The following is a 25,616-nucleotide window of genomic DNA, read 5'->3' as shown; positions in this document are numbered from 1 at the left end:
ACTCCGCACTGAAAAATGCACTAAACTTGAAACATGAATGCACCCCGCTCCCCGCTCGACGCCGGCGACAAGCCCGTCATCTGGACCGTCTCCGTCTCGCGCCTGTCCGACCTGTTCCGCGACATTACCGTCGAATACGACCATCTAGCTTTGATCGAACCGCTGCATCTTGGTTTTGACGAGGCTGCGAAACATATCCGCGAGCGCCTGGCTACTGAGCACTGTGACGTAGTCATCGCGGCCGGCTCGAATGCCGCCTGGCTCAAGGGACGGGTGTCGGTGCCGGTGGTGGCGGCCAAGGCCAGCGGCTTCGACGTGCTCAAGGCGCTGGCGCGGGCGCGCCGGGTCTCGAGCCGGATCGGCGTGATCAGCTACCAGGCGCCGCTGCCGGAACTGGGCGACTTCGCCGCTACCTTCGGCCTCGACCTGGCCCAGCGCACCTACGTCACGCGCGAGGATGCGCGCGCCGCAGTGCACGAGCTCAAGGCCGAGGGCATCGCCGTGATCGTCGGCGCGGGATTGATCACCGACCTGGCAGAGGAAGCCGGGCTGACCGGTGTATTCCTGTATTCGGCGGCCTCGATCCGCCAGGCCTTCGACGACGCACTGGAGCTGGCGCGCCTGACCCGGCTCGAGGCCGGGCGCGGGCGGCGCAAGCCCAATGAGCAACGCGCGCGCCGCGGCATGAACGACTTGCGCGGCGACTCGCCCGCGATGGAGCGCCTGCGCCAGACCGTGGTGCTGTATGCGCGTTCGCCCAGCACCGTCCTGATCGAGGGCGAGACCGGCAGCGGCAAGGAACTGGTGGCCCAGGCGATCCACCGCGAGAGCCCGCGCCGCGGCGCCAACCGTCCCTTCGTGGCGGTGAACTGCGGCGCGATCGCCGAGTCGTTATTGGAATCTGAGCTGTTCGGCCACGAGGAAGGCGCGTTCACCGGCGCGCGCCGCGGCGGCCATGCCGGCCTGTTCGAGGCCGCCAACGGCGGCACCCTGTTCCTGGACGAGATCGGAGAAATGCCGCTGGCCCTGCAGACCCGCCTGCTGCGCGTGCTGGAAGAGCGCGAGGTGATGCGGGTCGGCGGCACGCGCCCGGTGCCGATCGACGTGCGCGTGATCAGCGCCACCCATTGCGACCTCGAAGCACGGGTGCGCGAGGGACGTTTTCGGGCCGACCTGTTCTATCGGCTGGCGGTGCTGCGCCTGGCCTTGCCGCCGCTGCGCGCCCGCGCGCAGGACATCGCGCCGCTGGCCGAATGGTCGCTCAAGCATGCACTGGCCGCGCTCGATGCGCGCCCGCATCCGAACCTGGCGGCCGAGGTCAACGCTTGCGCGCCCCTGCTCGCTTCCTATGCCTGGCCGGGCAATGTGCGCGAGCTGCGCAACCTGATGGAACGGGTCGCCTTGTTCCTGGCGGCCGAGCCGCTGCAGGCGTTGACGCCGGCTTTCATGCTGTCGGTGGCGCCGGAACTGGGGCGGCAAGTAGCATCACCTGACACGGCGCCCTCCCCTGCGCCTGGGCGCGAAACGGCGGCTGCCGTGCTGGCCCGCTTCGGCGGACAACGCGATCTTGCCGCGCAGCACCTCGGGATCAGCCGCACTACCTTGTGGCGCCGCCTCAAGACTGGGCCTTAGCAAAACCTTAAGCTTCTCCAAAGCAGCGCTCGACAAAAACTCGTATCATGATCCTTCAGAGCTGGCGCCGATCCGCGCCAGTCGTCGTAGCATGCCTGCCCGCCGCGGTTCCCTTGCGCTACCCGCGCCGGCTGGCCGGCCTAACGGAGGCAATATGCAACATGCGTCGCAAGCTGCACTGTTTTCGCTGATCGGCGATACCCCGCTGGTGGAAGTCACCCGGATCGATACCGGCCCCTGCCAGCTGTTCCTCAAGCTCGAATCGCAGAACCCCGGCGGCTCCATCAAGGACCGCATCGGCAAGACCATGATCGAGCAGGCCGAGCACGACGGCCTGCTGCAGCCCGGCGGCACCGTGATCGAGGCCACGGCCGGCAATACCGGCCTGGGCCTGGCGCTGGTGGCGCGCATCAAGGGCTACCGCGTGGTGCTCGTCGTGCCCGACAAGATGGCGGCCGAAAAAGTCCTGCACCTGAAGGCGCTCGGCGCCGAAATCCACCTGACCCGCTCCGACGTCGGCAAGGGCCATCCCGAGTATTACCAGGACTACGCGGCGCGCCTGGCGAAAGAGATCCCCGGCGCCTGGTTCGCCGACCAATTCAACAATCCCGCCAATCCGCGCGCCCACGAAACGACGACCGGCCCCGAACTCTGGGACCAGACCAACCACAAGCTCGACGCCATCGTGGTCGGCGTCGGATCGAGCGGCACCCTCACCGGCCTGTCGCGCTACTTTAAAAAGACCCAGCCCCTGCTCGAATTCGTCCTGGCCGACCCGAAAGGCTCGATCCTGGCCGAGTACGTCGAGACCGGCCACGTCTCGCAACACGCGGGCTCGTGGGCGGTCGAGGGCATCGGCGAGGACTTCATTCCCGGCATCGCCGACCTGTCGCGCGTAAAGACCGCCTACACCATCAGCGACGAAGAGAGTTTCTCGACCGCGCGCCTGCTGCTGCAGCAAGAAGGCATCCTGGCCGGTTCGTCCACCGGCACCCTGCTGGCGGCCGCGCTGCGCTATTGCCGCGCCCAGACCCGCCCCAGGCGCGTGGTCACCTTCGTGTGCGACACCGGCACCCGCTACCTGTCCAAGGTGTACAGCGACGGCTGGATGGTCGACCAGGGCCTGATCACACGGCCCAAGACAGGCGACCTGCGCGACCTGATCGGCCGCCGCCACGATCTGGGTGAAGTCATCACCCTGTCGCCCGACGATACCCTGCTTACCGCCTTCAACCGCATGCGCTCGAGCGACCTGCAGCAGCTGCCGGTGGTCGACGCCGGCGGCCGGCTGCTCGGCCTCATCGACGAATCCGACCTGCTGCACCAGGTGACGCAAGATACCGCGCGCTTCAATGCGCCGGTGTCCGGCACCATGACGTCCGAACTGCAAACCCTGCATCCGGCGGCGAGCATGGGCCAGCTGCGCGAGATCCTCGACCATGGCCTCACCGCCGTCATCGCCGACGGGCCGACCTTCTACGGCCTGATCACGCGCTACGACCTGCTCAACCATCTGCGAAGGACCCTGTCTTGACTCATCCAATCGAATTCAAACGGCACCTGGCTACCCGCGTCATCCACGGCGGCCAGTCGCCCGAACCGGCCACCGGCGCCGTGATGCCGCCCATCTTCGCCACCTCGACCTTCCGGCAAGAAAGCCCGGGCGTGCACAAGGGCCTCGACTACGGCCGCTCGCACAATCCGACGCGCTGGGCGCTCGAGCGCTGCGTGGCCGATATCGAGGGCGGCCGCGCCGCCTTCGCCTTCGCTTCCGGGCTGGCTGCCATTGCGGCGGTGCTCGAACTGCTGCCCGCCGGCTCGCACATCGTGGCCGGCGACGATATGTATGGCGGCACCTACCGCCTGTTCGAGCGCGTGCGCCGCGACAGCGCCGGCCTGTCGTTCAGCTACGTCGACCTGTCCGACCCCGACGCGCTGGCCGCCGCCATCAAGCCCGAGACGCGCATGGTATGGGTCGAGACCCCGACCAATCCGATGCTCAAGCTGGCCGACCTGACGGCCATCGCGGGCATCTGCCACGCGCGCGGCATCATCAGCGTGTGCGACAACACCTTCGCCAGCCCGATCAACCAGCGCCCGCTGGAACACGGCTTCGACATCGTGGTGCACTCCACCACCAAATACATGAACGGCCACTCGGACGTGATCGGCGGCGTGGCCGTGGTCGGCGCCGGCGACGCCCAGACCGGCCTGGCCGAAAAGCTCGGCTTCATCCAGAACGCGGTGGGCGCCATCCAGGGCCCGTTCGACAGCTTCCTCGTACTACGCGGGATCAAGACGCTGGCCCTGCGCGTCGAGCGCAGCAACGCCAACGCCCTGCTGCTGGCCAGCTGGCTCGAGCAGCAGCCGCGCGTAGCAAAGGTGTACTACCCGGGCCTGGAATCGCATCCCCAGCACGCGCTGGCGCGCCACCAGATGCATGGCTACGGCGGCATCGTGTCGATCGACCTCGACACCGACATCGCCGGCGCGCGCCGCTTCCTGGAGGCCTGCGAGGTGTTCACCCTGGCCGAGAGCCTGGGCGGCGTGGAAAGCCTGATCGAGCATCCGGCCCTGATGACCCACGCCACCATTCCGCCGGAGCAGCGTGCAGAACTCGGCATCGGCGATGGACTCATTCGCCTGTCGGTGGGCATCGAGCATATCGACGACCAGCGTGAGGATCTGCGCCGCGCGTTGGCGGCGATCTGAGCACGTAGGGTTGGCCGGGGCGCGCAGCCGGCTCTGCCGCCGACGCGGTGATCGTTACCGGCTCCGATATCGAGCCGGATGATCGCGCAGTCAACCATCACCGCGTCGGCGGCGAAGCCGCCAACCCTACGCTGCCAGCAGAGGCTGAGCCGCAGGCGCGGCCAGCACGCTGCGCAACTTGAACGTCGCCACCAGCGCCGACAGCTCCGCCGCCTGCTGGCGCATCGAGGCCGCTGCCGCCGCGGCTTCTTCCACCATCGCCGCGTTCTGCTGGGTCGACATGTCGATCTCGGCGATCGACTTGCTGACCTGGGTGACGCCATCGGCCTGGCCCGCGCTGGCGGTGTGGATCTGACCGAGGATGCCGGCCACCTCGTGCACGTGCTGCAGCATGGCGCGCATGGTCGAGCCGGCCGATTCGGCCATGCCGGTGCCGGCCTCGATCTCGCTCGACGACTCGCCGATCAGCTTCTTGATTTCCTTGGCCGCCCCGGCCGAGTGCTGGGCCAGGTTGCGCACCTCGCTGGCCACGACGGCAAAGCCGCGGCCTTCGCTGCCGGCGCGCGCCGCTTCCACCGCCGCGTTCAGCGCCAGGATATTGGTCTGGAAGGCGATGCTGTCGATCATGCCGGTGATGTCCACGATGCGCGCGGCGGAGGCCTTGATCGCTCCCATGCGCGCCACCAGCTGCTCGACCGCCCGCGCGCCTTCGGTGGCCACGCCGGACGCGGTCTGGGCCAGGGCATTGGCGTTCTTCGCATTGGCGTTGTTGCTGGCGATCGCCTCGCTCAATTCATCCATTGCGCTCACGGTCTGGCGCAGCGCGTCGGCCTGGCGCTCGGTACGGTTCGACAGATCCTGGTTGCCTTCGGCGATCTCGTTCGAGGCCGAGTCGATCGCCTGGGCGCCGACCAGCACCTGCGACACGGTATTCGAGACGCCGTGGGTCATGCCGTTGAGGGCGTCGAACAGGCGGCCGATCTCGTCGCTGCGCTGGTGGCTGATGGTCGGCCGCAGGTCGCCGTGGGCCACTTGCTCGGCCAGCATCGCGGCCTGCTGCAGCGGCACCACCAGGTTGCGGCTGAGAAGCCAGGCCAGGCCCGCGCCCACCAGCAGCGCCGCGCCACCAAGGGCCAGCAGCAGGATCTTGCTGAAGCTCGACGCGGCGGTCGTTTCGTCGGCCAGGCGGTGCGCCTCGCTGCTCTCGTAGGCGAGCAAGGATTCGAACGCGCCGACCTTGGCCTTGTAGCCCGGTTCCCATTGCCTGGTCAGGATTTCCTCGACCAGGCCGGTCTGTCCCAGGTCCTTGGCCTTGAACAGCGCTTCCTGGACGGTCCCCAGCGCGGCCTTATGGCGGGCCGCATCCTGCAGCATCGCGCGCTCGCGCTCCGACACCGGAAGCTTGGCCAGTTTCTCCTCGATGGCGGCGATGTTCTTGCGCCCTTCCGCCAGCTGGGCCTGGAAGTAGTCGGCCAGTTCCAGGCTGTCGCTGCGCGCGATCGAGACGGTGCGCGAACCGTTCAGGCGCTCGATGCCGAGCAGGTCGGACACCAGCTGCTGCTTGGCCAGCTTGTCGTCGACCAGGTTGGAGGTGATGACATCTGCCGCGTGCATGCGCCATACCGCGACGGCGGCAATGATCACGATGACGAGGGAGAGGATGCCGAAGGCGCCGATGAGCTTGGCGGAGGTGTTGAGCTGTGGGAGTCGCATGGGTAGTCCGTGATGAGGTGGGACAACGATGCGTGCATTCTAGAAATGTTATATGACACAGTCATGAACTCACATTTCAAGAATTACCATGGTTCTTTGCAAAGAGTTTTGAGGTAAAAATAACTAAGTTAAATAAAAGGCATGCCACTCAGAGCGAGCGAAGTGCGCCATCGCGCATCGATGCGCGAAAAAAAAGCCCGCGGCACTGGGTGCGCGGGCTTCTTGTCGAGAGCGCCTTGCGGCGCCGTCCTTACTCGATCTCGACCGTCTCCGCCGGCGCCGGTGGCGGCAGTGCGTCGCCTTCCGGGAACTCGAGGACCACGTCGTCCTTCTCGTTCAGGTCGACCGTCACGCGGCCGCCGTTGGTCAGGCGGCCGAACAGCAGCTCGTCGGCAAGCGCCTTGCGGATCATGTCCTGGATCAGGCGCGACATCGGACGCGCGCCCATCGCCGGGTCGAAGCCCTTGGTGCCGAGGAACTTGCGCAGTTTCTCGGTGAAGATCGCTTCCACCTTCTTCTCATGCAACTGCTCTTCGAGCTGCATCAGGAACTTGTCGACCACGCGCAGGATGATGTCCTCGTCCAGCGCGCGGAAGCTGATGATCGCGTCCAGGCGGTTGCGGAACTCCGGCGTGAACATGCGCTTGATGTCGGCCATCTCGTCGCCAGCCGCCTTCGAATCGAGGAAGCCCAGCGAACGCTTGGTCAGGCTTTCGGCGCCCGCATTGGTGGTCATCACGATGATCACGTTGCGGAAATCCGCCTTGCGGCCGTTGTTGTCGGTCAGGGTGCCATGGTCCATCACCTGCAACAGGATGTTGAAGATGTCCGGATGGGCCTTCTCGATCTCGTCCAGCAGCAGCACGGTGTGCGGCTTCTTGGTGATGGCCTCGGTCAGCAGGCCGCCCTGGTCGAAGCCGACATAGCCCGGCGGCGCGCCGATCAGGCGCGACACGGCGTGACGCTCCATGTACTCGGACATGTCGAAGCGCACCAGCTCGATGCCCAGGATGAAGGCCAGCTGCTTGGCCACCTCGGTCTTGCCGACGCCGGTCGGACCGGAGAACAGGAAGGAGCCGATCGGCTTGTCGGTCTTGCCCAGGCCAGCGCGCGCCATCTTGATCGCGGCCGACAGCGCCTCGATCGCGGGGTCTTGCCCAAACACGACGTTGCGCAGGTCGCGGTCGATCGTCTGCAGCTTGCTGCGGTCGTCCTGGTTGACCGTTTGCGGCGGAATCCGCGCGATCTTCGCGATGATGTCCTCGATCTCGGTCTTGCCGATGGTTTTCTTCTGCTTCGACTTCGGCAGGATGCGCTGGGCCGCGCCGGCTTCGTCGATCACGTCGATCGCTTTATCTGGCAGATGACGGTCGTTGATGAAGCGCGCCGCCAGCTCGGCCGCGGTCGACAGCGCCGACGCCGAGTATTTCACGCCATGGTGCTCTTCGAAGCGCGACTTCAGGCCGCGCAGGATCGCCACGGTCTGCTCGACCGTCGGTTCGTTGACGTCGACTTTCTGGAACCGGCGCGACAGTGCATGGTCTTTCTCGAACACGCCGCGGAATTCGGTGAACGTGGTCGCGCCGATGCACTTCAGTTGGCCATTGGCCAGTGCCGGCTTGAGCAGGTTCGAGGCGTCGAGCGTGCCGCCCGAGGCCGAGCCGGCGCCGATGATCGTGTGGATCTCGTCGATGAACAGGATGCCGTTCGGCGTATCCTTGATCTGCTTGAGCACGGCCTTCAGGCGCTGCTCGAAATCGCCGCGGTACTTGGTGCCGGCCAGCAGCGCGCCCATGTCGAGCGAGAACACGACGGCGTTCTGCAGGATCTCGGGCACGTCTTCCTGCACGATGCGCCAGGCCAGGCCTTCGGCGATCGCGGTCTTGCCCACGCCAGCTTCGCCCACCAGCAGCGGGTTGTTCTTGCGGCGACGGCACAGGATCTGGATCACGCGGTCGACTTCTTCCTCGCGCCCGATCAGCGGATCGATCTTGCCGTCGGCGGCCGCCTTGTTCAGGTTCTGGGTGAACTGGTCCAGCGGCGACTCTTTGGCCTGGCCTTCGACCTGCGCTTCTTCCACGCCTTCGGACGCCTTCTGGGTGTCCATCTGCTGGTCCTTGCGCACGCCATGCGAGATGAAGTTGACGACGTCGAGACGGGTCACGCCCTGCTGGTGCAGGTAGTAGACGGCGTGCGAATCCTTCTCGCCGAAGATCGCGACCAGCACATTCGCGCCGGTCACTTCTTTCTTGCCGTTCGAGGCCGACTGCACGTGCATGATCGCGCGCTGGATCACGCGCTGGAAACCGAGCGTCGGCTGGGTGTCGACCTCGCCCGTGCCAGGCACGGTCGGGGTGTTATCACCGATAAAATTAGTCAAGGTCTTGCGCAGGTCTTCGATATTGACCGCGCACGCACGCAGGACTTCGGCGGCCGATGGATTATCGAGGAGCGCGAGCAGCAGGTGTTCCACGGTGATGAACTCGTGACGTGCCTGGCGAGCCTCGACAAAGGCCATGTGTAGGGATACTTCAAGTTCCTGCGCAATCATACTTCCTCCATCACGCACTGCAGGGGGTGCCCGGCCTTGCGCGCATGCGTTAAGACAAACTCCACTTTGGTACACGCTATATCTTTGGAAAACACCCCACACACACCCTTACCATGACGGTGAACAGAGAGCATGATCTGGGTTGCGGTTTCGCGATCCTTGTTGAAGTATTCCTGGATCACGGCGACCACGAACTCCATCGGCGTGTAGTCATCGTTCAGTAGCGCCACCTGGTACAGCGGAGGCGGTTTGACGGTCTGCCGCTCAAGCAGCTGTTCAGTATCGTGCTTCGTTGCCATGGGGTTATTCTAATACTTCCGAGGTTGGTGCCAAGCGTAAACATCAGCTCGTTTTCTGGTGTTTCCATCTTACGCGTTTTCGGATATTTGCGCAGATGGCGTTCCGATTGAGTAAATCAAGAGCGTGGACGGCTTAGGCCTGAAATATTTGGCAATAGGCACGTAAAAGCGCTTGACTTCAGTGATTATTCCACCAACAATGCAGTTATTGACATTGTACTTATGTACTTGTTGATAAGAAGTGAGCAAGGCTGAGGAGGGGGCAAGAAGCTTCTTGCTTTTATGGCTCGTGTGATTTGTTAAATTTGAAAGTTCTTTTATGGCAACTGGTACTGTTAAGTGGTTCAATGATTCCAAAGGTTTTGGCTTCATCACTCCTGATGACGGCGGCGAGGATCTGTTTGCTCACTTCTCCGCGATCAACATGAACGGTTTTAAGACCCTCAAAGAAGGTCAAAAAGTTCAATTCGAAGTCACGCAAGGCCCTAAAGGCAAGCAAGCTTCCAACATCCAGGGTCTGTAATCTCTCCCCTCCCGGAAGCAAGGAACCCCGCGCATGCGGGGTTTTTTTTCGACTATTGGCCTGGTTTATCTTCCTGCGTCCAGCCACTCTCCCGTACGAAAGCCTCCGCGTCGGCGAGAATTGCATTGAGCTGATCGTCGTCAACCGAATCGGGCATGGTTTGCGGGCTGTTGCGCTGCAGCGCCTCCAGCGCTTCGTCATAACGGCGCACCAGCGACGCCGCACGTTCGGCGAGGTCGGGCGCCAATTCAGCGGTTGCGGCCGCCGCGCGCAAGCGCTCCGGATCGGCATGCCGCTGGAAAGCATCAATAAAACGTCCGATTTTCTCGTATCTGGCTTGCGTGATTGATTCTTCGCTCCCAGTCCCTCCTTATGCGATTCAAATGACGCCTACATGTTGTCGATCATGGCCTCGCCGAATCCCGAACACGACACCTGGGTCGCCCCTTCCATCAGGCGCGCAAAATCATAGGTCACGGTCTTCGAGACGATCGCCCGGCCCATCGCCGAGATAATCAGTTCGGCCGCCTCGCTCCAGCCCATATGGCGCAACATCATCTCGGCCGACAGGATCAGCGAACCCGGATTCACATAATCCTTGCCCGCGTATTTGGGCGCCGTGCCGTGGGTGGCTTCGAACATCGCCACGGAATCGGACATATTCGCTCCCGGCGCGATGCCGATGCCGCCAACCTGGGCCGCCAGCGCGTCCGAGATATAGTCGCCATTCAGGTTCAGCGTGGCGATCACGCTGTATTCCGCCGGACGCAGCAGGATCTGCTGCAGGAAGGCGTCGGCGATCGAATCCTTGATCATGATGTCGCGCCCTGTCTTCGGATTTTTGATCCTGCACCACGGCCCGCCATCGAACAGCTCGGCGCCGAATTCCTGTTGCGCCAGCGCGTAACCCCAGTCGCGGAACGCGCCCTCGGTGTACTTCATGATATTGCCCTTGTGGACCAGGGTCACCGAAGGCTTGTCATTGTCCATGGCGTATTGGATGGCCTTGCGCACCAGGCGCTCGGTCCCTTCGCGCGAGACCGGCTTGATGCCCAGCCCCGAGGTGTCCGGGAAGCGGATCTTGCTCACGCCCATTTCCTCGGAGAGGAAGGCGATCAGCTTCTTCGCGCCTTCGGAGCCGGCTTCCCATTCGATGCCGGCGTAGATGTCTTCGGAATTCTCGCGGAAGATGACCATATCGGTCTTTTCCGGCTGCTTGAGCGGCGACGGCACGCCGGCAAAGTAACGCACCGGACGCAGGCAGACGTAGAGGTCGAGTTCCTGGCGCAGCGCGACGTTGAGCGAGCGGATGCCGCCGCCCACCGGGGTCGTCAACGGACCCTTGATCGAGACCACGTAGTCCCTCAGCACGGCGAGCGTCTCGTCCGGCAGCCAGGTGTCGGCGCCGTAGCGCTTCGTCGCCTTCTCGCCGGCAAAGATTTCCATCCAGCTGATCTTGCGTGCGCCACCGTAGGCCTTGTCCACCGCCGCATCGACCACCCTGATCATGACCGGCGTGATGTCCACGCCGGTGCCGTCGCCCTCGATATAGGGAATGACCGGATTGTCCGGGACGTTCAGGGTGAAGTCGGCGTTGACGGCGATCTTCCGGCCAGCGGCCGGGACGGTGATATGCTGGACCATCCATTCCTCCATTTAGGGCGGCGGCCGGCGGGGCGAACTCGCTTACAATGACGCCCGGCATGCCGCCACGAGACATCGGCGTGCCCTGCATTATGCCTCAGCTATCCTCATCCGCTCACACGCCTTCCCATGCCCCTGATTCTCTTTAACAAGCCATTCCAGGTCCTGTGCCAATTCTCGCCGCAGGAGGGCCGCGAATCGCTGGCCGATTATCTCGACATCCCAGGCATCTATCCCGCCGGCCGGCTGGACGCCGACAGCGAGGGCCTGATGCTGCTGACCGACGACGGCAAGCTGCAGCACAAGATCGCCCACCCCGACCTCAAGGAAGCCAAGACCTATCTGGTGCAGGTCGATGGCGTGCCCGATGCCGCCGCGCTGGCGCGGCTGCAGGCCCCGCTCGACCTGGGCGACTTCGTCACCAAGCCTTGTCGCGCGGTGCGCATCGCCGAACCCGAATGGCTGTGGCCGCGCAATCCGCCGATCCGCGCGCGCCAGGACAAGCCCACCGCATGGATCGCGGTCACGCTTGAAGAAGGCAAGAACCGGCAGGTGCGGCGGATGACGGCGGCGGTGGGCTTGCCTACCCTGCGCCTGGTGCGCAGCAGTATCGGGCCGTTTTCGCTGGCGACGCACCCATTGATGCCCGGGGAATATACCGAGGTAAGGATGTAAAAAAACCCGCCGACCTCACGGTACGGCGGGTTTTTTATTGGCGCTCCGGATTACGCCAGCGATTGCAGCGCAGCGTTGAAGGTCGCGCTCGGACGCATCACGGCGCCCACCTTGGCTTCGTCCAGCTTGTAGTAGCCGCCGATGTCGGCCGGCTTGCCCTGCACTTCCAGCAGTTCGGCGACGATCTTGGCTTCGCTCTCGCCCAGCTCTTTGGCCAGCGGCGCGAACTTGGCGGCCAGTTCGGCATCCTCGGTCTGCGCGGCAAGCTCTTGCGCCCAGTACATCGACAGGTAGAACTGGCTGCCGCGGTTGTCGAGTTCGCCGGTCTTCGGCGATGGCGACTTGCGGTTGTCCAGCAGCTTGCCGGTGGCCGAGTCCAGGGTCTTGGCCAGCACCTTGGCCTTGTTGTTGCCGGTCTTGATGCCGAGGTCTTCCAGCGAGACGGCCAGGGCCAGGAACTCGCCCAGCGAATCCCAGCGCAGGTGGTTTTCCTCGACCAGCTGCTGCACGTGCTTCGGTGCCGAACCGCCGGCGCCGGTCTCGTACATGCCGCCACCGGCCATCAGCGGCACGATCGACAGCATCTTGGCGGACGTGCCCAGTTCCATGATCGGGAACAGGTCGGTCAGGTAGTCGCGCAGGATGTTGCCGGTCACCGAGATGGTGTCCAGGCCGCGCTTGACGCGCTCCAGGGTGTAGCGCATCGCGCGCACTTGCGACATGATCTGGATGTCCAGGCCGCTGGTGTCGTGATCCTTCAGGTAGACCTTGACCTTCTTGATCAGCTCATTCTCGTGCGGACGGTACGGGTCGAGCCAGAACACGGTCGGCATGCCCGAGTTGCGGGCGCGGGTCACGGCCAGCTTGACCCAGTCGCGGATCGGCGCGTCCTTGACCTGGCACATGCGCCAGATATCGCCCTGCTCGACGTTCTGGCTCATCAAGACTTCGCCGGTGGCGAGGTCGGTGATGTTGGCCACGCCATCCTCAGGGATCTCGAAGGTCTTGTCGTGCGAGCCGTATTCTTCGGCTTGCTGGGCCATCAGGCCGACGTTCGGCACGGTGCCCATGGTCTTCGGATCGAAAGCGCCATGCCATTTGCAGAAGTTGATGATCTCCTGGTAGATGCGGGCGAAGGTGCTTTCCGGGATGACGGCTTTCACTTCTTTCAGGCGGCCATCGGCGCCATACATCTTGCCGCCGGCGCGGATCATCGCCGGCATCGACGCGTCGACGATCACGTCGTTCGGCGAGTGGAAGTTGGTGATGCCCTTGGCCGAGTCGACCATGGCCAGTTCAGGACGGTGTTCCTGGCAGGCGTGCAGGTCGCGGATGATTTCTTCGCGCTGCGACGACGGCAGGTCGGCGATCTTGTTGTACAGGTCGGCCATGCCGTTGTTGACATTGATGCCGAGGCTGTCGAACAGGGCGCCGTGCTTGGCGAAAGCATCCTTGTAGAACATGCGCACACAGTGGCCGAACACGATCGGGTGCGAGACCTTCATCATGGTCGCCTTGACGTGCAGCGAGAACAGCATGCCGGTCTGGTGCGCGTCTTCGATCTGGGCTTCGTAGAAGTCCAGCAGGGCCTTGCGGCTCATGAACATCGAATCGATGATCTCGCCGGCCTGCAGGGCGACCTTCGGCTTCAAAACAATGGTCTGGCCGCTGTTGGTGACCAGTTCCATCTTGACTTCGCGCGCCGCGTCGAGGGTCATCGACTTTTCGCCGTGGTAGAAGTCGCCGTGGGTCATGTGCGAGACGTGGGTGCGCGAGGCCTGCGACCATGGCTGCATCGAGTGCGGGTTCTTGCGTGCGTATTCCTTGACGGCGCGCGGTGCGCGGCGGTCCGAGTTACCTTCGCGCAGGACCGGGTTCACCGCCGAGCCGATGCACTTGCCGTACTTGGCCTTGATGGTTTTTTCTTCGTCCGTCTTCGGATCGGCCGGGTAGTCGGGGATGTTGTAGCCCTTGTCCTGCAGTTCCTTGATCGCGGTGGTCAGCTGGGTGACCGAGGCGCTGATGTTCGGCAGCTTGATGATGTTGGCTTCCGGCGTGAGCGTCTTCTTGCCCAGTTCGGCCAGCGCGTCGGGCACGCGCTGTTCCGGAGTCAGGTTCTCCGGGAAGGCGGCCAGGATACGGGCCGCGACCGAGATGTCGCTGGCCTCGACCGTGATGCCGGCCGGCTTGGTGAAGGTGCTGACCACAGGCAGGAAGGCGTGGGTCGCCAGCAGCGGCGCCTCGTCGGTCAGGGTGTAGATGATGGTCTGATCACTGCTCATGCACATTTTCCTCGGTAGTCGCGAACGCTGTCGCGAGTATAAAACTGACAATTGGCCACAGGCAAGACTATGGCGCTCCGCCTTGGCGCTCCGCCTTGGCGCTCCGCCTTGGCGCTCCGCCTTGGCGCTCCGCCTTGGCGCACCGCGCTGATGCCGGACATTCTACCCCTCCCAACCCGGGATGGGCAGATCGCAAAGGAGTGATCAGGGCCACCCCTCCCGCGTCGCGGCCTGGCGCCGAAGTCTTCTATAAGACATAAGACGCGCCATATTATGCCCGAGCTTTGCGTGGGATACCAGTTTTTAAGCGTTCGACAAGTTCGAAGGGCCGCAGCGAGGAAAATAAAGCGCCAAGCAAAAAAACCCGCCAGGACCGAAGTCGGGCGGGTCTTTCCAACTGCACAGAACTTTGCCGTCGCGGCCCGAAGGCCGCGTCGCAAACGGCGTATTAAGCCGACAGTGCTTTCAGGGCTGCAGCCAGGCGGCTCTTGTGACGCGCTGCCTTGTTCTTGTGGATGATCTTCTTGTCAGCGATGCTGTCGATCTTCGACACGGATTGCTGGAAGATGGTGGTCGCAGCTGCCTTGTCGCCAGCCTGGATGGCTTTGCGGACGGCCTTGATTGCGGTGCGCAGGGTCGAACGCTGCGACGAGTTGTGTGCGTTTTGCTTAACTGCTTGACGAGCGCGTTTGCGCGCTTGTGCGGTATTTGCCATGGAATTTCCTAAATCGGGGTCAAGTTGCGTTTGCAAACATTAGCGACGGTCAAACTGGCGCCGGGGTTAGCGATGCGGTGCCTGCCCAACGATTAGTGTCTGCTAACAGAATTCAGTACAGCCCACGATTATAGCGAAGGTTTCAATTCCGAGCAATTCATAATTCAAAGATTGTCGGTTTACCGCCCTCCCGGGAGTATTGCGCAGTACGTCGAAACGTCGCCGATTCCGACCAGTTGCCCAAGTATAATCTTGCGCCATGAACCTGCTCAGAACCCTCGCCGCCATTTCCAGCATGACCATGCTGTCGCGCGTCACCGGACTGCTGCGCGAAAGCCTGTTCGCGCGCGCCTTCGGCGCCTCGGCCTATACCGACGCCTTCATCATCGCCTTCCGCCTGCCGAACCTGCTGCGCCGGCTGTTCGCCGAGGGCGCGTTCTCGCAGGCCTTCGTGCCGATCTTGTCGGAATACAAAACCCAGCACGGCGAAGGGGCCACCAAGACCCTGGTCGACCACGTCGCCACCGCCCTGATCTGGGCCACGGTGCTGACCAGCATCGTCGGCATCGTCGGCGCCCCGCTCCTGATCACCCTGCTCGCCGGAGACCTGCGCGAGACACCCGGCGCCTACAACGCCTCGGTGATCATGACGCAGATGATGTTCCCGTATATCGCCTGCATGTCCTTCGTGGCGCTGGCCGGCGGCATCCTCAATACCTGGCGCCAGTTCAAGGTGCCTGCTTTTACCCCTGTCTTGCTCAACCTGTCCTTCATCTTCGCCTCGCTGGTGCTGGTCAACTACCTGGAGCAGCCGATCTATGCAATGGCGATCGCGGTCTGCGTCGGCGGCCTGCTGCAGGTGGCGATCCAGATCCCGTCCCTGGTCAAGATCGGCATGCTGCCGCGCATTTCGCTCAACCCGATGCACGGCCTGCGCGACGCCGGCGTGCGGCGCATGCTGAGAAAGATGGGCCCGGCCGTGTTCGCGGTGTCGGCCGCCCAGATCAGCCTCTTGATCAATACCGGCATCGCCGCCAGCCTCGCGGCCGGCGCCGTCTCGGCCCTGCAGTATGCCGACCGCCTGATGGAATTCCCGACCGCGATGCTGGGCGTGGCGCTGGGCACCATCCTGCTGCCATCGCTGTCGAAAGCCAATAGCGAAGGCAATACCGAGGAATACGCGGCGCTGCTCAACTGGGGCCTGCGCCTGACCTTCCTGCTGGCGCTGCCGGCAGCGGTGGGCATGGCGACCCTGGCCGAGCCGATGATCGCCACCCTCTTCCACTACGGTAAATTCGACGATGCGGCGCTGGCCAATTCGGCCATGCCACTGATGGCCTACAGCGCCGGCCTGCTCGGCATCATCCTCGTCAAAATCCTGGCGCCCGCCTTCTATGCGCGCCAGGACGTCAAGACCCCGGTGCGCATCGCGATCATGGTGTTGTTCGCCACCCAGCTGATGAACGTGCTGTTCGTGTTCTGGCTCGACCTGGGCGTGGCGGGCCTGGCCCTGTCGATCGGCCTGGGCGCCTGCATCAACGCCACCTGCCTGTACGTGGGCCTGCGCCGGCGCGGCATCTACACGCCGCAGCCGGGCTGGCTGGCATTCTTCATCAAGCTGGCCGTCGCGGTCGGCGTGATGGGGCTTCTAGCCTGGTTCGGCCAGGCGCAATTCGACTGGGCGGCGATGAAGGCAACCCCTGGCTTGCGCATCGGCGCCCTGCTCGGCATCATCGGCGCCTGCGCCCTCGCCTATTTCGCCGTGCTGGCGGTGCTGGGCTTCAGGCCGCGCGACTTCCGGCGCCGCGCAGCCTGAGATGGTCCGCGCTCAGGACTTGTACTTGACGTTGCAGCCGTAAGGACGGGTGGTGGCCTGGGCCACGTTCTGGCCCTTTACGACCGCTTCCATTGCGGTCTTGAACAGCGGGCTGGCCTTCTCGATGTCTTCCAGCTTGGCCGAGGCGATACTGTCGATGCCGCCCGCGTAGCGCAGCACGCCCTTGGCGTCGATCACGTACATATGCGGCGTGGTGCGCGCATCGTAGGCCTTGCCGACCGTGCCTTGCGGGTCGAGCAGCACGGCGCTTGGCGCGGCATTGCGGCTGGCCGTCAGCTCGTCGGCCTTCTTGCCTTCGACGAAGCCCTGCTCGCCCGGCGCCGACGAGATCACGCTCAACCAGACCACGCCCGCATCCTGCGCCTGCTTCTGCAGGGCGGGGATGTTTGCCTGGTAGTGCTTCTTCACGTAAGGGCAATCGTGGTTGGTCCATTCCAGCACCACGACCTTGCCCTTGTAGTCGGCCAGCTTGTGCTGCTTGCCCTTGCTGTCGATCGCCGTGAAGGCGGGCGCCGGCTGGCCGACGACTGGCGCGGCCAGCGCCGCAGGCGCGGTTACGGCCGCGCCCAGCAACAGGGCAGCCATCGATACCGTGGTGCGCAGCATGGCGCGACGTGGGGAAGCTTTCATGACATCTCCTTGTAAAAGAATGGTTAGTGCTCGAACGACTCGGTGACGATGGCCTGGGTCAGCACCGGCGGCAGGACCACCGGCTCCTTCCCGGCCGGATAGAAGGCATAGAATGGCAGGCCGTCGCGCTGGAACGATTGTAAAAATGCGGTGATGGCGGGATCGCGGTTGGTCCAGTCGCCCTTCATGTAGACCACATCGTGTTCGCGCATCGCCTCTCGCACGGCGGCCGTCGACAAGGTCGTGCGCTCGTTGACCAGGCAGGTGATGCACCAGGCGGCGGTCATGTTGACGAACACCGGCTTGCCTTCGGCGCGCAAGACGGCCAGGCGCTCGGCGCTATAGGGTTCGGCCTGCGTGGATTGCGCAGGGGCTGCGGCGGCCTGCGGCTCGGCGCCATGCAGCATGACCATCAAGCCGGCAATCCCGGCCACGCCGGCCACTGCCGCGCCGCGCGGCCACCAGCGCTTCCTGGTCCCATGCTGGCCCAAACCCACCAGCCAGGCCACCAGGCCTACCAGCACCAGCCCCGCCAGCGCCATGCGCAGGCCGGCCTCCCCCGCCTGCTGGGCCAGCACCCACAGCAGCCAGGCGGCGGTCGCATACATCGGGAAGGCCATCGCCTGGCGCAGGGTCACCATCCACGCGCCGGGCCGCGGCAGGCGCCGGGCGACGGCAGGGAAGATGCCAAGTAACAGGAACGGCAGGGCCAGGCCGAGGCCCATCGTCGCGAACACGACCAGGCTGACATAGGCGGGCGCGACCAGCGCCGAGCCGATCGCGGCGCCCATGAACGGCGCGGTGCACGGCGTGGCCACCACCACCGCCAGCAGGCCGGTGAAGAAGCTGCCTGCGTGGCCCTTCTTCTGCGCGAGGCCCTGGCCCGCGCCAGCCAGCGCGCCGCCGATCTCGTACACGCCCGACAGGTTCAGGCCAATCGCCAGCATCAGCCAGGACATCGCCGCCACGAACAGCGGCGACTGGAACTGGAAGCCCCAGCCGACCGCGCTGCCCCCTAGACGCACGGCCAGCAGGGCCATTGCCAGCGCCATGAAGGCGGCCAGCACGCCGAGGGTGTAGAACAGGCCGGACAGCCGCACCTCGCGCCGGTCGCCGCCCGACATACCGGCCACCGCCGTGGCCTTGATCGCCAGCACCGGGAATACGCAGGGCATCAGGTTCAGGATCAGGCCGCCCAGGAAGGCGAACAAGGCCATCTGCCACAAGGGCAGCGTGGCCGGCGCCCCGGTGGCAGGTGCGGGATTGGCGGCCGCCGGCGTGAGCTCGAGCGCGAACCAGCGCTTCTGTCCGCCGCCGTCGGTGATCGCCAGCAGGCCGGCGGATGGCCCGGGCGTGTAGCCCTGGCCCCTGGTCGTCGCCAGCGACAGCCTGCCCTCTTCCACTGTCAGGACCTGGTCCGCCACATGGTCGACGACGCCCCAGCTGTCCGGGAAATACAGGGCCGATTGAACGGAGGCCGGCGAGATGCCTTCGCCCTCGACCGCCAGTTGCAGGGTCGCTTCGCCGGCGCTCACCGAGGCGCGCCACGGCGATGGCTGCGGCTGGCGCGCGTCGGCGCTCCTGAACGCGGCCAGGACCTCGTCGCCGGCTGGACGGGCGCCCGCTTCCACCGGCAAGGACAGGCGGAACTTGCCTTCCTCGGGAATGCACTCCTTCTCGCACACCACCCAATCGGCATCGGCCTCGAGCACCAGCTGGCTGCCGGGCCGCGCATCCCGCGGCACCGTCAGTGCCATCGGGAACACGATCTCGTTTTCGTAGCCATAGCTGGCGACCGGACCGATGATGAAGCGGTCTGGACCCGGCCAGGCGATCTCGCCCACCGTGGCGCCGTCCGGCGCCTTGAACGCGATGCTCGGCGGCGAGCCGGCATCGCCCGGATTCTTCCAGTAGGTATGCCAGTGCGGCGCCAGGCGCTGGCGCAGGCCGATGCGCAATTGCTGGCCCGGGCTCACGGCGGCGTACTCGCTCACCAGCGACACCGTGGCGCGCGGGCTTTGCTGCACATTGCTCTCGGTCGCCATGGACATCGCCGGCGTCAATACGAGCAACAGTGCTGCCATCAAGGTGCGCCAGGAAGACCAGGCGGCGGTTGGAAAAGATCCGGGCATGAGTGGTAGATGAGTAGGTCCGACGGTCGGTGACAAAACTAACACGTTCCTGCGTCCCCGGGCAATCGCCATGCACACTGTAAAGACAGTGGGCGGCATCCTGACTTTCGGCACATGCGCACCCTGGCCCGGTTTCCGATAATCGCCCCACTCGCAGCGCCTCGGGGGCGCCGCAATTCAACCAGAACCGGAAAAACAACCATGCAAAAGATCGTCCATGCCGCCGCCATTATCGTCATCCTCGCTGGCGCAGGCGCCGCGCAAGCCCAGGAGCGCGGCTACATCGGCCTCGCCCTCGGGCCCTCGAAGGGCAGCATCAAGAACGGCGACGGCCAGCGGATCAAACAGGACAACGACGTCGTCGCGTTCAAGGGCTATGCCGGCTACGCACTGAACCGGCGCTTCGCCATCGAGGGTGGTTATGCCGGCACGACGGGCAAGCTCCGGTTCGACGGCGCGCGCTTCGGCGCCGCCACCGATCCGCGCGCCGACATGAGCGCCTTTTATGCGGCGCTGCGCGGCACGGTCGCCGTCGGGGCATCGGTCGACCTGTTCGCCAAGCTCGGCGTGGCGCGCAACCGCTTCGAACTGTCCGGCGTCGGCGCACAGGACTTCCGCGTGACCGGCGTCAAGCCGATGCTGGGGGCGGGCGTCGGCTGGCGCGTGTCCGGCCGTGTGACGCTGACGGCCGAGCTGGAACACTACGGTCGCGTGCGCGAAGGGAACCGCCGCTTCGTCCAGAACCGCGCACAAGTCGGCGTCCAGTTCGGCTTCTGACGCGGCCGGCAAGAACGAGCAGACTTTCCACAATGCATCTGCGACAATGCTGCTCCCCCGTCCCTTGCCGACCATGACGCCCGCGCCCACCGCCAACCGCATGCCGCATATCCCTCCCTGGACGTTCGCGTTCGCCGCTGCACTGCTGTTCTCGGGCCTCGACATCGGCGCCGTCCTGAGCGCCGGCGTGGACCGGGCGCCGCTGCATAACCCGATCGGCCTGGCCGCGCTGGCGGCTGTCGTCGGGATCCAGGATTGGCAGGCGTGGACCGGCGGTGGGCAGCGGCAGGCGGTCTTCCAGTGCTATGCGATCGCGAAGACGGCGGTTGCGCTCATTGCCGTGGCGGCCGCCGCCGCAACCTGTGCGGCCCGCTTGCCACGGCGGCGCGCGGCGCTGCTGGCGCTGCAGATGGCGTGCGCGCTGGCGCTCGATTCCACGCCCTTCCACCTGCTCGTGGCCGTACAGGTCGGCATGCTGCTGCCGCTGCGCACGGCGCTGGCCTGGCTGGCCATCCAGTATCTGCTGGGGGCCGGCATCGATCTCCTGCTGCTGCTCGACCTCGCGCAGCGCCAGGCGCAGCCGCCGCAATGGTCGCTGCTGGCTTACCTGTGCGCCGAACGCGCCGTCCTTGTCGCCGGTTTCGCCGCCGTGGGCCGCCTGGTCCTGTACGAGCGCCGCACGCGCCAGGCGCTGGCCGCCGCCCATGCCCAGGTGCTGGCCACCCAGTCGCTGCTGGCCGACACCGTGCGTGGGAGCGAGCGGCTGCGCATCGCACGCGACCTGCACGACACGATCGGCCACCACCTGACGGCGCTGAACCTGCATCTCGACCTGGCGCTGCGCCAGGCCGGCAGCGCCGTGCCACCCGCCCTGCCGACGGCGCGCACCGTCAGCCAGGACCTGCTGGCCCAGGTGCGCAGCGTCGTGACCAGCACGCGCGACGACCGTCCGATCGACCTCGCGCACGCCTTGCGGATGCTGTGTGCGGGGCTTCCAGCCCTGACAGTCGACCTGCGCATCGGCGCCGGAGCCGCGTGCCAGCCGACGCCGGCCGCGCACGCGCTGTTCTGCTGCATCCAGGAAGCCATCACGAACACGCTGCGCCACGCGCAAGCGACGCGGCTGGAGATCGTTCTCGAGCTGCGCGACGGCATGACCGTGGCCAGCGTGTCCGACGACGGCTGCGGCAAGCCCGGCGCTGCGGAAGGCAACGGCCTGCGCGGCATGCGCGAGCGCCTGGCAGAACTGGGCGGCACGGTCAGTTGCAGGCATGGCGCAGACGGGTTCGCGCTGGAGATGCGCGTGCCGCAGGCCTGGAGCAAGACATGATCCGCGTCGGCCTGGTCGACGACCAGACCCTGGTGCGCAGCGGCATCCGTGGCTTGCTGGATCTGACCGACGACATCCGCGTGGTCGCGGAAGCGGCGGACGGCGAAGCGGCGCGCGCGATGCTGGCCATGCACAGCCTCGACCTGCTGCTGCTCGACGTGCGCATGCCCGGCTGCGACGGGCTCGAATTGCTGCGCCGTCCGCCCGCCCAGCTTCCGCCCACGATCATGCTGACGACGTTCGACGACGACGAAGCGCTGCTGGAGGCAATGCGCGCGGGCGCGCGCGGCTTCCTGCTGAAGGACATTTCGCTGGAACGGCTGGCGGAAGGCGTGCGATCCGTGGCCGCCGGCGCCACCCTGTTCCGGCCCGGCCTGACCGAACGGGTGCGCGCCTCTTACCAGAGCGCGCAGGCGGCGCCGGCGTCCGCCGATGCCGCCGTCCTGACGCGCCGCGAGATCGAGATCCTCGCCCTGATCGCCGGCGGGCTCAGTAACGCCGAGATCGGCGCAGCCCTCGGCGTGAGCGAGGGCACGGTCAAGAACCACGTGTCGAGCATCCTGTCCAAGCTGGGCGTACGCGACCGCGTGCGCGCGGTCCTGCGCGGCATCGAGCTCGAACTCATCTGACGTTGCCTAGGCGGGCGACGCAGCCTCTTCCGCCGGTTCGGGTTCAGGCTCGGGTTCTGGATCGGGCTCGGGATCGGGATCGGGCGGCGGCGTCACGACCGGCGCCGGCTGCGGGACGACCGGCGCCGGCTGCGCGCCCGGCCCACCGGACTGCGTCGTTGCGACGGCAGGCGCCAGGCTGCGCTCGCCCGCGCTGAAGCGCCACTCCGAAATCTTCTCCTTGTTGTCCAGCCCCTTGAAGCGGCTGTCGAAATTCGCAATCTTGAGCGGCCTGGCGTTGGACAGGCTGTGGAAGGCGACCACGCCCGTCTCGCCGTCGCCCAGGTAGACGATGCCCCACTCGGCCTTGCCGGTCAGCGGATCGACGTAGACCTTGCGCAGGTGGCGCCGCACGGCGGGCGAACGCGGGTCCTTCAGCAGTTCGGCCAGCGACGGCGGATACGGCGAGCCGCCGCGCGGCGTGGCCGCGGCGTAGCTGTCCAGCGCGGCGCTGAAGGCGGCGCCGATTTCCAGCAATTCTTCTTCGGCCGCGGCGCGCTGCAGGAGCGATCCGATCTTGAGCGTGGCCGCGCCCACCAGGCCGATGATGGCCACAAAGATGATCAGGCCGAGATAGGTGAAGCCGGCCTGGCGCCGCGCACGCATCACCATTCCAGGTAGGGACGCCCGCGCCGGTCGTTGCCGGGCGCGCCGCTGCGCAGGTTGGAAAAGCCCCCCTGCTCGCCGTCCTGCGGCGCCTCCAATACCCAGGTCTCGCGGCTTTCGGTCACCGGGTCGAGCGGGATCTCGCGCAGGTATTTTTGCTCGACCAGTTGTTCGAGCGATTCGGGATAGCGTCCGGTGTCGGAGCGGTACTGGTCGACCACGGCGCGCGTATTGCGCAGGTTGTCGGCCAGGATGGTTTCCTTCGCGCCGTCGATGCTGGGGAAGAAGCGCGGCACGGCGAGCGTCAGCAGCAGGGCCACGATGCCCAGCACCACCAGCAGTTCGATCAGCGTGAAGCCGCGCGCGGTTTTCATCGGGTTCACCATTTGTTGTAGGGGATGCCGTTCAGGCCGATCCGCTGCGAGGTCGAGTACACATCGTAGACGTCGTCGCCCTCCTTCGGCTCGTCGGCTTCGCTCGCATAGCTGCGCTTGCCCCAGGTGGCGGCGTCCGACAATTCGGAATCGGGATTGAAGGGGTCGCGCGGCAGGCGCCGCAAAAAGTAGATTTTGGCTTGCTTCGGGCTGCGCAGATCGGGCATGCCTTCGACCAGCAGCTCCAGGCGTTCCGGGTAGCCGTTGGCGTCCGCCGCTTTGCTGACGCGGCCCTCGTCGCCCGCCTTCTTGAAGGCATCCAGGCCGGCGCGGATCTCGCGCAGCGCGCGCCGCAGCTCTTGCTCGTCGCGGCGCTGCACCGTGACCTCGGCCACCGGCAGCACCAGGGTTCCCAGCAGCGCGAGGATGGCCAGCGTGACCAGCAGCTCGATCAGCGTAAATCCAAAACGCGCGCGCCGCGCTGAGACGCTCATCGCTGTGGAATCGGCGGATTGACGCCCGGCGGATAGGCGGCCGGCACGACTTCGGGTTCGGGCGCCGGCGCCGGTTCTGGCTGCGGCGCCGGTGCGCCCGGCGGCGCCGATGGCGGCGAACCCAGTTGCGGCGTGGCCGGCAGCGCCGACGGCGGCATCGAGAAGCTCGGCGTCGGGTCGGGCGACGGCGCGACCGGCGGCGGCGCGACCGGGGTCGTCTCGACCGCCGGCGCCGGGGCTGGCGCGCGGATCGGCGATCCCGTGACCTGCACCCGCACCCCGTTGTCGGGACGGCGGCGGAAGCTGGCCTCGGTGCCGGCGCCGAATTCCGACGCCGACGCCGGTGGGCGCTGCACGGCGCGCACGATGCGCGGCGTGATCGACAGCACGATCTCGGTGCGGTCGCGCTGGTCGCGCTGGCTGCCGAACAGGCGGCCGACGATCGGCAGGTCGCCGATGCCCGGCACCTTGCTGCCGCTGCTGCGGTCTTCGTGGTTGATCAGGCCCGCCAGCACCTGGTTCTCGCCATCCTTCAGTTGCAGCACGGTGCTGGCCGAGCGGGTGCCGATACGGTAGGCCACAGTGCCGCTGGTGGTGCGCACCGATTCGCCCAGGCTGCTGACCTCGAGCCCGATCTTGATCGCCACCTCGTTATTCAGGTAGATGGTCGGCTCCACGTTCAGGGTCAGGCCGACGTCGATGTAGTTGATGTTCTCGGAAGCGAAACCGCCAATGCCCGAGGATACCGTGGCCGAGATGTTCGGGATCTTGTCGCCGATGACGACCTTCGCCTTCTCCTTGTTGCGCACGCGGATGCGCGGATTGGCCAGGGTATTGGTGTCGCCGTCGGTCTTGTTGGCATTGAGCGTCGCGGCAACGCCGGTCACCTCGATATTGCTGCTGTTGAAGTTGCGCAGGTCGTCGATCTTCAAAGGCAAGCCGTCCAGCGTCTGCAACGGCGTGAACGACAGATTGGTGGGCCAGGCGATGCCCAGGTCCATCACGCTGCTGCGCCGGATCTCGAGCACCTCGACGTCGAGCATGACCTCGGGCTCGGGCACGTCCTGCAGGGCCACCAGCTGGGTGGCGATGCGGATCGCTTCCGGATTGTCGCGCAAAATCACCAGGTTCAGCTTCTCGTCCACCACCACGTCGCGCGCCTTGAGGATGGTTTTAAACGTGTTGGCGATGCTCTTGGCTTCGGCATTGGACAGGAAGAAGGTCTTGACCGTCATCTCCTGGTATTCGCGCACCTTGGCCGCCACGTTCGGGTAGATCAGGACCGTGTTGCCGTCCATGACCTGGCGTTCGAGCTGGTTGGTCATCAATAGGTAATACACCGCCGCCTCGACCGTGCTGTTCTTGAGGAAGATCGAGGTGCGGGTATCGGCCTTGACGTCCTTGTCGAAGATGAAGTTCAGGCCCGAGTGGCGCGCGATGACCTCGAACACCTGCTTGAGCGGAGCATCGCGGAACTCCAGGCTGATGGGTTTACGGTAGCTGGCCGCCAGCGCCGCCTGGCCTTTCGGCGCGGCCGCCGCCTTCTCGTCGACTTCCAGCATCAGTTGGCGCGCCGCCTCGTGCGCGGGGCGTTCGGTGAGCACCGCCGCCAGCTTCTGGCGCGCCGCTTCCACTTCGTCCTTGTCGAGGGCGGCGCGCGCCTCGCCGATGGCCAGCGCGTGGCGGCGCTCGGCCTCGACCTGGCGCAGGCCGGCGCGGGCGCGGTCGTTGACGGGGTCGATCGCCAGCACGCGGCGAAAGTCCTGGGTCGCAAGAATGACCTGGCCGGACGCCAGCGCGCGCTCGGCCTGGTCCACCAGGCGCGCGGTGGCGTTGTCGCGCGCGCGCAGGAAGGCCGCCCGGTAGACCGGATTGTCCGGCTCGGACGCCAGCGCTTCCTGGTACTTGGCCAAGCCGGCGCCCACCTGGTCCCGGGCCACCAGCGCATTGCCCTCCTGGTAGGCGCGCTGGGCCGCGCACCCTGCCAGCAGCAGTGGCAAGAGCAGCAGGGCCATACCTTGA

22 protein-coding genes are annotated in these 25,616 nt (G+C 65.7%); 9 read left to right on the top strand and 13 right to left on the bottom strand.

What is annotated here, in order from left to right:
- Positions 1 to 33 precede the first annotated feature (33 nt).
- The 3 genes from prpR to AC3A6F_RS04560 all read left to right on the top strand — a co-directional run bounded on the left by prpR (position 34) and on the right by AC3A6F_RS04560 (position 4,344).
- A complete protein-coding gene (gene prpR / locus AC3A6F_RS04570; RefSeq protein ID WP_487678783.1) occupies positions 34 to 1,632 on the top strand; it encodes a propionate catabolism operon regulatory protein PrpR in 1,599 nt (532 codons plus the stop codon).
- A 154-nt stretch (positions 1,633 to 1,786) separates the two neighbouring features.
- Complete coding sequence (locus AC3A6F_RS04565; protein ID WP_487678782.1) at positions 1,787 to 3,166, top strand: pyridoxal-phosphate dependent enzyme; 1,380 nt, start codon at positions 1,787 to 1,789, stop codon at positions 3,164 to 3,166.
- Positions 3,163 to 4,344 carry a trans-sulfuration enzyme family protein gene (locus tag AC3A6F_RS04560; RefSeq protein WP_487678781.1) on the top strand — a complete coding sequence of 394 codons (1,182 nt, stop codon included), beginning with the start codon at positions 3,163 to 3,165 and terminating at the stop codon, positions 4,342 to 4,344. The genes AC3A6F_RS04565 and AC3A6F_RS04560 overlap by 4 nt, the downstream gene beginning before the upstream one ends.
- A gap of 126 nt (positions 4,345 to 4,470) precedes the next feature.
- Here AC3A6F_RS04560 and AC3A6F_RS04555 read toward each other — a convergent pair whose 3' ends face one another.
- From AC3A6F_RS04555 to clpS, 3 genes are all read right to left on the bottom strand, one after another.
- On the bottom strand, positions 4,471 to 6,057 hold the full coding sequence (locus AC3A6F_RS04555) for a methyl-accepting chemotaxis protein (protein WP_487678780.1): 1,587 nt from the start codon (positions 6,055 to 6,057) through the stop codon (positions 4,471 to 4,473).
- A 250-nt stretch (positions 6,058 to 6,307) separates the two neighbouring features.
- Entirely contained in the window at positions 6,308 to 8,608 is a 2,301-nt protein-coding gene (gene clpA, locus AC3A6F_RS04550) for an ATP-dependent Clp protease ATP-binding subunit ClpA (protein ID WP_137175748.1), read from the bottom strand.
- Positions 8,605 to 8,907: an ATP-dependent Clp protease adapter ClpS gene (gene clpS, locus AC3A6F_RS04545; protein ID WP_020653505.1), complete on the bottom strand. Its 303-nt coding sequence runs from the start codon at positions 8,905 to 8,907 to the stop codon at positions 8,605 to 8,607. The genes clpA and clpS overlap by 4 nt, the downstream gene beginning before the upstream one ends.
- Before the next feature lie 319 nt (positions 8,908 to 9,226).
- On the opposite strand from clpS, the gene cspE reads away from it, so the two are divergent.
- Complete coding sequence (gene cspE, locus AC3A6F_RS04540; RefSeq protein ID WP_005669258.1) at positions 9,227 to 9,430, top strand: transcription antiterminator/RNA stability regulator CspE; 204 nt, start codon at positions 9,227 to 9,229, stop codon at positions 9,428 to 9,430.
- 52 nt (positions 9,431 to 9,482) lie between these two features.
- Here the strand turns inward: cspE and AC3A6F_RS04535 are convergent, their stop codons facing one another.
- Together AC3A6F_RS04535 and icd are read right to left on the bottom strand one after the other, a co-directional pair.
- On the bottom strand, positions 9,483 to 9,704 hold the full coding sequence (locus AC3A6F_RS04535; RefSeq protein WP_487678778.1) for a hypothetical protein: 222 nt from the start codon (positions 9,702 to 9,704) through the stop codon (positions 9,483 to 9,485).
- A 116-nt stretch (positions 9,705 to 9,820) separates the two neighbouring features.
- The gene (gene icd / locus AC3A6F_RS04530; protein WP_487678777.1) at positions 9,821 to 11,074 is read right to left on the bottom strand and encodes an NADP-dependent isocitrate dehydrogenase; all 1,254 of its coding nucleotides are present in this window, start codon (positions 11,072 to 11,074) and stop codon (positions 9,821 to 9,823) included.
- 129 nt (positions 11,075 to 11,203) lie between these two features.
- Here icd and AC3A6F_RS04525 point away from each other — a divergent pair, with 129 nt between their 5' ends.
- A complete protein-coding gene (locus AC3A6F_RS04525; protein WP_487678776.1) occupies positions 11,204 to 11,749 on the top strand; it encodes a pseudouridine synthase in 546 nt (181 codons plus the stop codon).
- Between the two features lie 50 nt (positions 11,750 to 11,799).
- Here the strand turns inward: AC3A6F_RS04525 and AC3A6F_RS04520 are convergent, their stop codons facing one another.
- Positions 11,800 to 14,031, bottom strand: coding sequence for an NADP-dependent isocitrate dehydrogenase (locus AC3A6F_RS04520; RefSeq protein WP_487678775.1), 2,232 nt, complete (start codon positions 14,029 to 14,031; stop codon positions 11,800 to 11,802).
- Positions 14,032 to 14,479: 448 nt separating this feature from the next.
- Positions 14,480 to 14,746, bottom strand: coding sequence for a 30S ribosomal protein S20 (gene rpsT / locus AC3A6F_RS04515; RefSeq protein WP_005669248.1), 267 nt, complete (start codon positions 14,744 to 14,746; stop codon positions 14,480 to 14,482).
- A 259-nt stretch (positions 14,747 to 15,005) separates the two neighbouring features.
- On the opposite strand from rpsT, the gene murJ reads away from it, so the two are divergent.
- A complete protein-coding gene (gene murJ, locus AC3A6F_RS04510) occupies positions 15,006 to 16,562 on the top strand; it encodes a murein biosynthesis integral membrane protein MurJ (RefSeq protein ID WP_487678774.1) in 1,557 nt (518 codons plus the stop codon).
- Positions 16,563 to 16,574: 12 nt separating this feature from the next.
- Here murJ and AC3A6F_RS04505 read toward each other — a convergent pair whose 3' ends face one another.
- Together AC3A6F_RS04505 and AC3A6F_RS04500 are read right to left on the bottom strand one after the other, a co-directional pair.
- Complete coding sequence (locus tag AC3A6F_RS04505) at positions 16,575 to 17,213, bottom strand: redoxin domain-containing protein (RefSeq protein ID WP_487678773.1); 639 nt, start codon at positions 17,211 to 17,213, stop codon at positions 16,575 to 16,577.
- Positions 17,214 to 17,236: 23 nt separating this feature from the next.
- On the bottom strand, positions 17,237 to 19,297 hold the full coding sequence (locus AC3A6F_RS04500) for a protein-disulfide reductase DsbD family protein (RefSeq protein ID WP_487678772.1): 2,061 nt from the start codon (positions 19,295 to 19,297) through the stop codon (positions 17,237 to 17,239).
- Positions 19,298 to 19,546: 249 nt separating this feature from the next.
- Here AC3A6F_RS04500 and AC3A6F_RS04495 point away from each other — a divergent pair, with 249 nt between their 5' ends.
- From AC3A6F_RS04495 to AC3A6F_RS04485, 3 genes are read left to right on the top strand one after another with little or no spacing between them, the layout of a single operon-like run.
- Entirely contained in the window at positions 19,547 to 20,122 is a 576-nt protein-coding gene (locus AC3A6F_RS04495) for an outer membrane beta-barrel protein (RefSeq protein WP_487678771.1), read from the top strand.
- 46 nt (positions 20,123 to 20,168) lie between these two features.
- Positions 20,169 to 21,452: a sensor histidine kinase gene (locus AC3A6F_RS04490; protein WP_487678770.1), complete on the top strand. Its 1,284-nt coding sequence runs from the start codon at positions 20,169 to 20,171 to the stop codon at positions 21,450 to 21,452.
- The gene (locus AC3A6F_RS04485) at positions 21,449 to 22,081 is read left to right on the top strand and encodes a response regulator (protein ID WP_487678769.1); all 633 of its coding nucleotides are present in this window, start codon (positions 21,449 to 21,451) and stop codon (positions 22,079 to 22,081) included. Before AC3A6F_RS04490 ends, AC3A6F_RS04485 begins: the two co-directional genes overlap by 4 nt.
- A gap of 6 nt (positions 22,082 to 22,087) precedes the next feature.
- Here the strand turns inward: AC3A6F_RS04485 and AC3A6F_RS04480 are convergent, their stop codons facing one another.
- From AC3A6F_RS04480 to AC3A6F_RS04465, 4 genes are read right to left on the bottom strand one after another with little or no spacing between them, the layout of a single operon-like run.
- Positions 22,088 to 22,726 carry a type II secretion system protein gene (locus AC3A6F_RS04480; protein WP_487678768.1) on the bottom strand — a complete coding sequence of 213 codons (639 nt, stop codon included), beginning with the start codon at positions 22,724 to 22,726 and terminating at the stop codon, positions 22,088 to 22,090.
- Complete coding sequence (locus AC3A6F_RS04475) at positions 22,726 to 23,100, bottom strand: type II secretion system protein (RefSeq protein ID WP_487678767.1); 375 nt, start codon at positions 23,098 to 23,100, stop codon at positions 22,726 to 22,728. The genes AC3A6F_RS04480 and AC3A6F_RS04475 overlap by 1 nt, the downstream gene beginning before the upstream one ends.
- 5 nt (positions 23,101 to 23,105) lie before the next feature.
- Complete coding sequence (locus AC3A6F_RS04470) at positions 23,106 to 23,594, bottom strand: type II secretion system protein (protein ID WP_487678766.1); 489 nt, start codon at positions 23,592 to 23,594, stop codon at positions 23,106 to 23,108.
- A complete protein-coding gene (locus AC3A6F_RS04465; protein WP_487678765.1) occupies positions 23,591 to 25,609 on the bottom strand; it encodes a secretin N-terminal domain-containing protein in 2,019 nt (672 codons plus the stop codon). Before AC3A6F_RS04465 ends, AC3A6F_RS04470 begins: the two co-directional genes overlap by 4 nt.
- Positions 25,610 to 25,616: the final 7 nt, after the last annotated feature.

The sequence above is a fragment of the Massilia sp. Soil_C_3 genome (assembly GCF_057657035.1).
Note: the sequence above shows the minus strand (reverse complement) of the source record. Positions and strands in the feature narration are given on the sequence as shown.

Coding starts and splice junctions, on each gene's coding strand:
- prpR (WP_487678783.1), top strand. CDS start 34: ATGAATGCACCCCGCTCCCCGCTCGACGCCGGCGACAAGCCCGTCATC.
- AC3A6F_RS04565 (WP_487678782.1), top strand. CDS start 1,787: ATGCAACATGCGTCGCAAGCTGCACTGTTTTCGCTGATCGGCGATACC.
- AC3A6F_RS04555 (WP_487678780.1), bottom strand. CDS start 6,057: ATGCGACTCCCACAGCTCAACACCTCCGCCAAGCTCATCGGCGCCTTC.
- clpA (WP_137175748.1), bottom strand. CDS start 8,608: ATGATTGCGCAGGAACTTGAAGTATCCCTACACATGGCCTTTGTCGAG.
- clpS (WP_020653505.1), bottom strand. CDS start 8,907: ATGGCAACGAAGCACGATACTGAACAGCTGCTTGAGCGGCAGACCGTC.
- cspE (WP_005669258.1), top strand. CDS start 9,227: ATGGCAACTGGTACTGTTAAGTGGTTCAATGATTCCAAAGGTTTTGGC.
- icd (WP_487678777.1), bottom strand. CDS start 11,074: ATGGTCCAGCATATCACCGTCCCGGCCGCTGGCCGGAAGATCGCCGTC.
- AC3A6F_RS04525 (WP_487678776.1), top strand. CDS start 11,204: ATGCCCCTGATTCTCTTTAACAAGCCATTCCAGGTCCTGTGCCAATTC.
- AC3A6F_RS04520 (WP_487678775.1), bottom strand. CDS start 14,031: ATGAGCAGTGATCAGACCATCATCTACACCCTGACCGACGAGGCGCCG.
- rpsT (WP_005669248.1), bottom strand. CDS start 14,746: ATGGCAAATACCGCACAAGCGCGCAAACGCGCTCGTCAAGCAGTTAAG.
- murJ (WP_487678774.1), top strand. CDS start 15,006: ATGAACCTGCTCAGAACCCTCGCCGCCATTTCCAGCATGACCATGCTG.
- AC3A6F_RS04505 (WP_487678773.1), bottom strand. CDS start 17,213: ATGAAAGCTTCCCCACGTCGCGCCATGCTGCGCACCACGGTATCGATG.
- AC3A6F_RS04500 (WP_487678772.1), bottom strand. CDS start 19,297: ATGGCAGCACTGTTGCTCGTATTGACGCCGGCGATGTCCATGGCGACC.
- AC3A6F_RS04495 (WP_487678771.1), top strand. CDS start 19,547: ATGCAAAAGATCGTCCATGCCGCCGCCATTATCGTCATCCTCGCTGGC.
- AC3A6F_RS04490 (WP_487678770.1), top strand. CDS start 20,169: ATGCTGCTCCCCCGTCCCTTGCCGACCATGACGCCCGCGCCCACCGCC.
- AC3A6F_RS04485 (WP_487678769.1), top strand. CDS start 21,449: ATGATCCGCGTCGGCCTGGTCGACGACCAGACCCTGGTGCGCAGCGGC.
- AC3A6F_RS04480 (WP_487678768.1), bottom strand. CDS start 22,726: ATGCGTGCGCGGCGCCAGGCCGGCTTCACCTATCTCGGCCTGATCATC.
- AC3A6F_RS04475 (WP_487678767.1), bottom strand. CDS start 23,100: ATGAAAACCGCGCGCGGCTTCACGCTGATCGAACTGCTGGTGGTGCTG.
- AC3A6F_RS04470 (WP_487678766.1), bottom strand. CDS start 23,594: ATGAGCGTCTCAGCGCGGCGCGCGCGTTTTGGATTTACGCTGATCGAG.
- AC3A6F_RS04465 (WP_487678765.1), bottom strand. CDS start 25,609: ATGGCCCTGCTGCTCTTGCCACTGCTGCTGGCAGGGTGCGCGGCCCAG.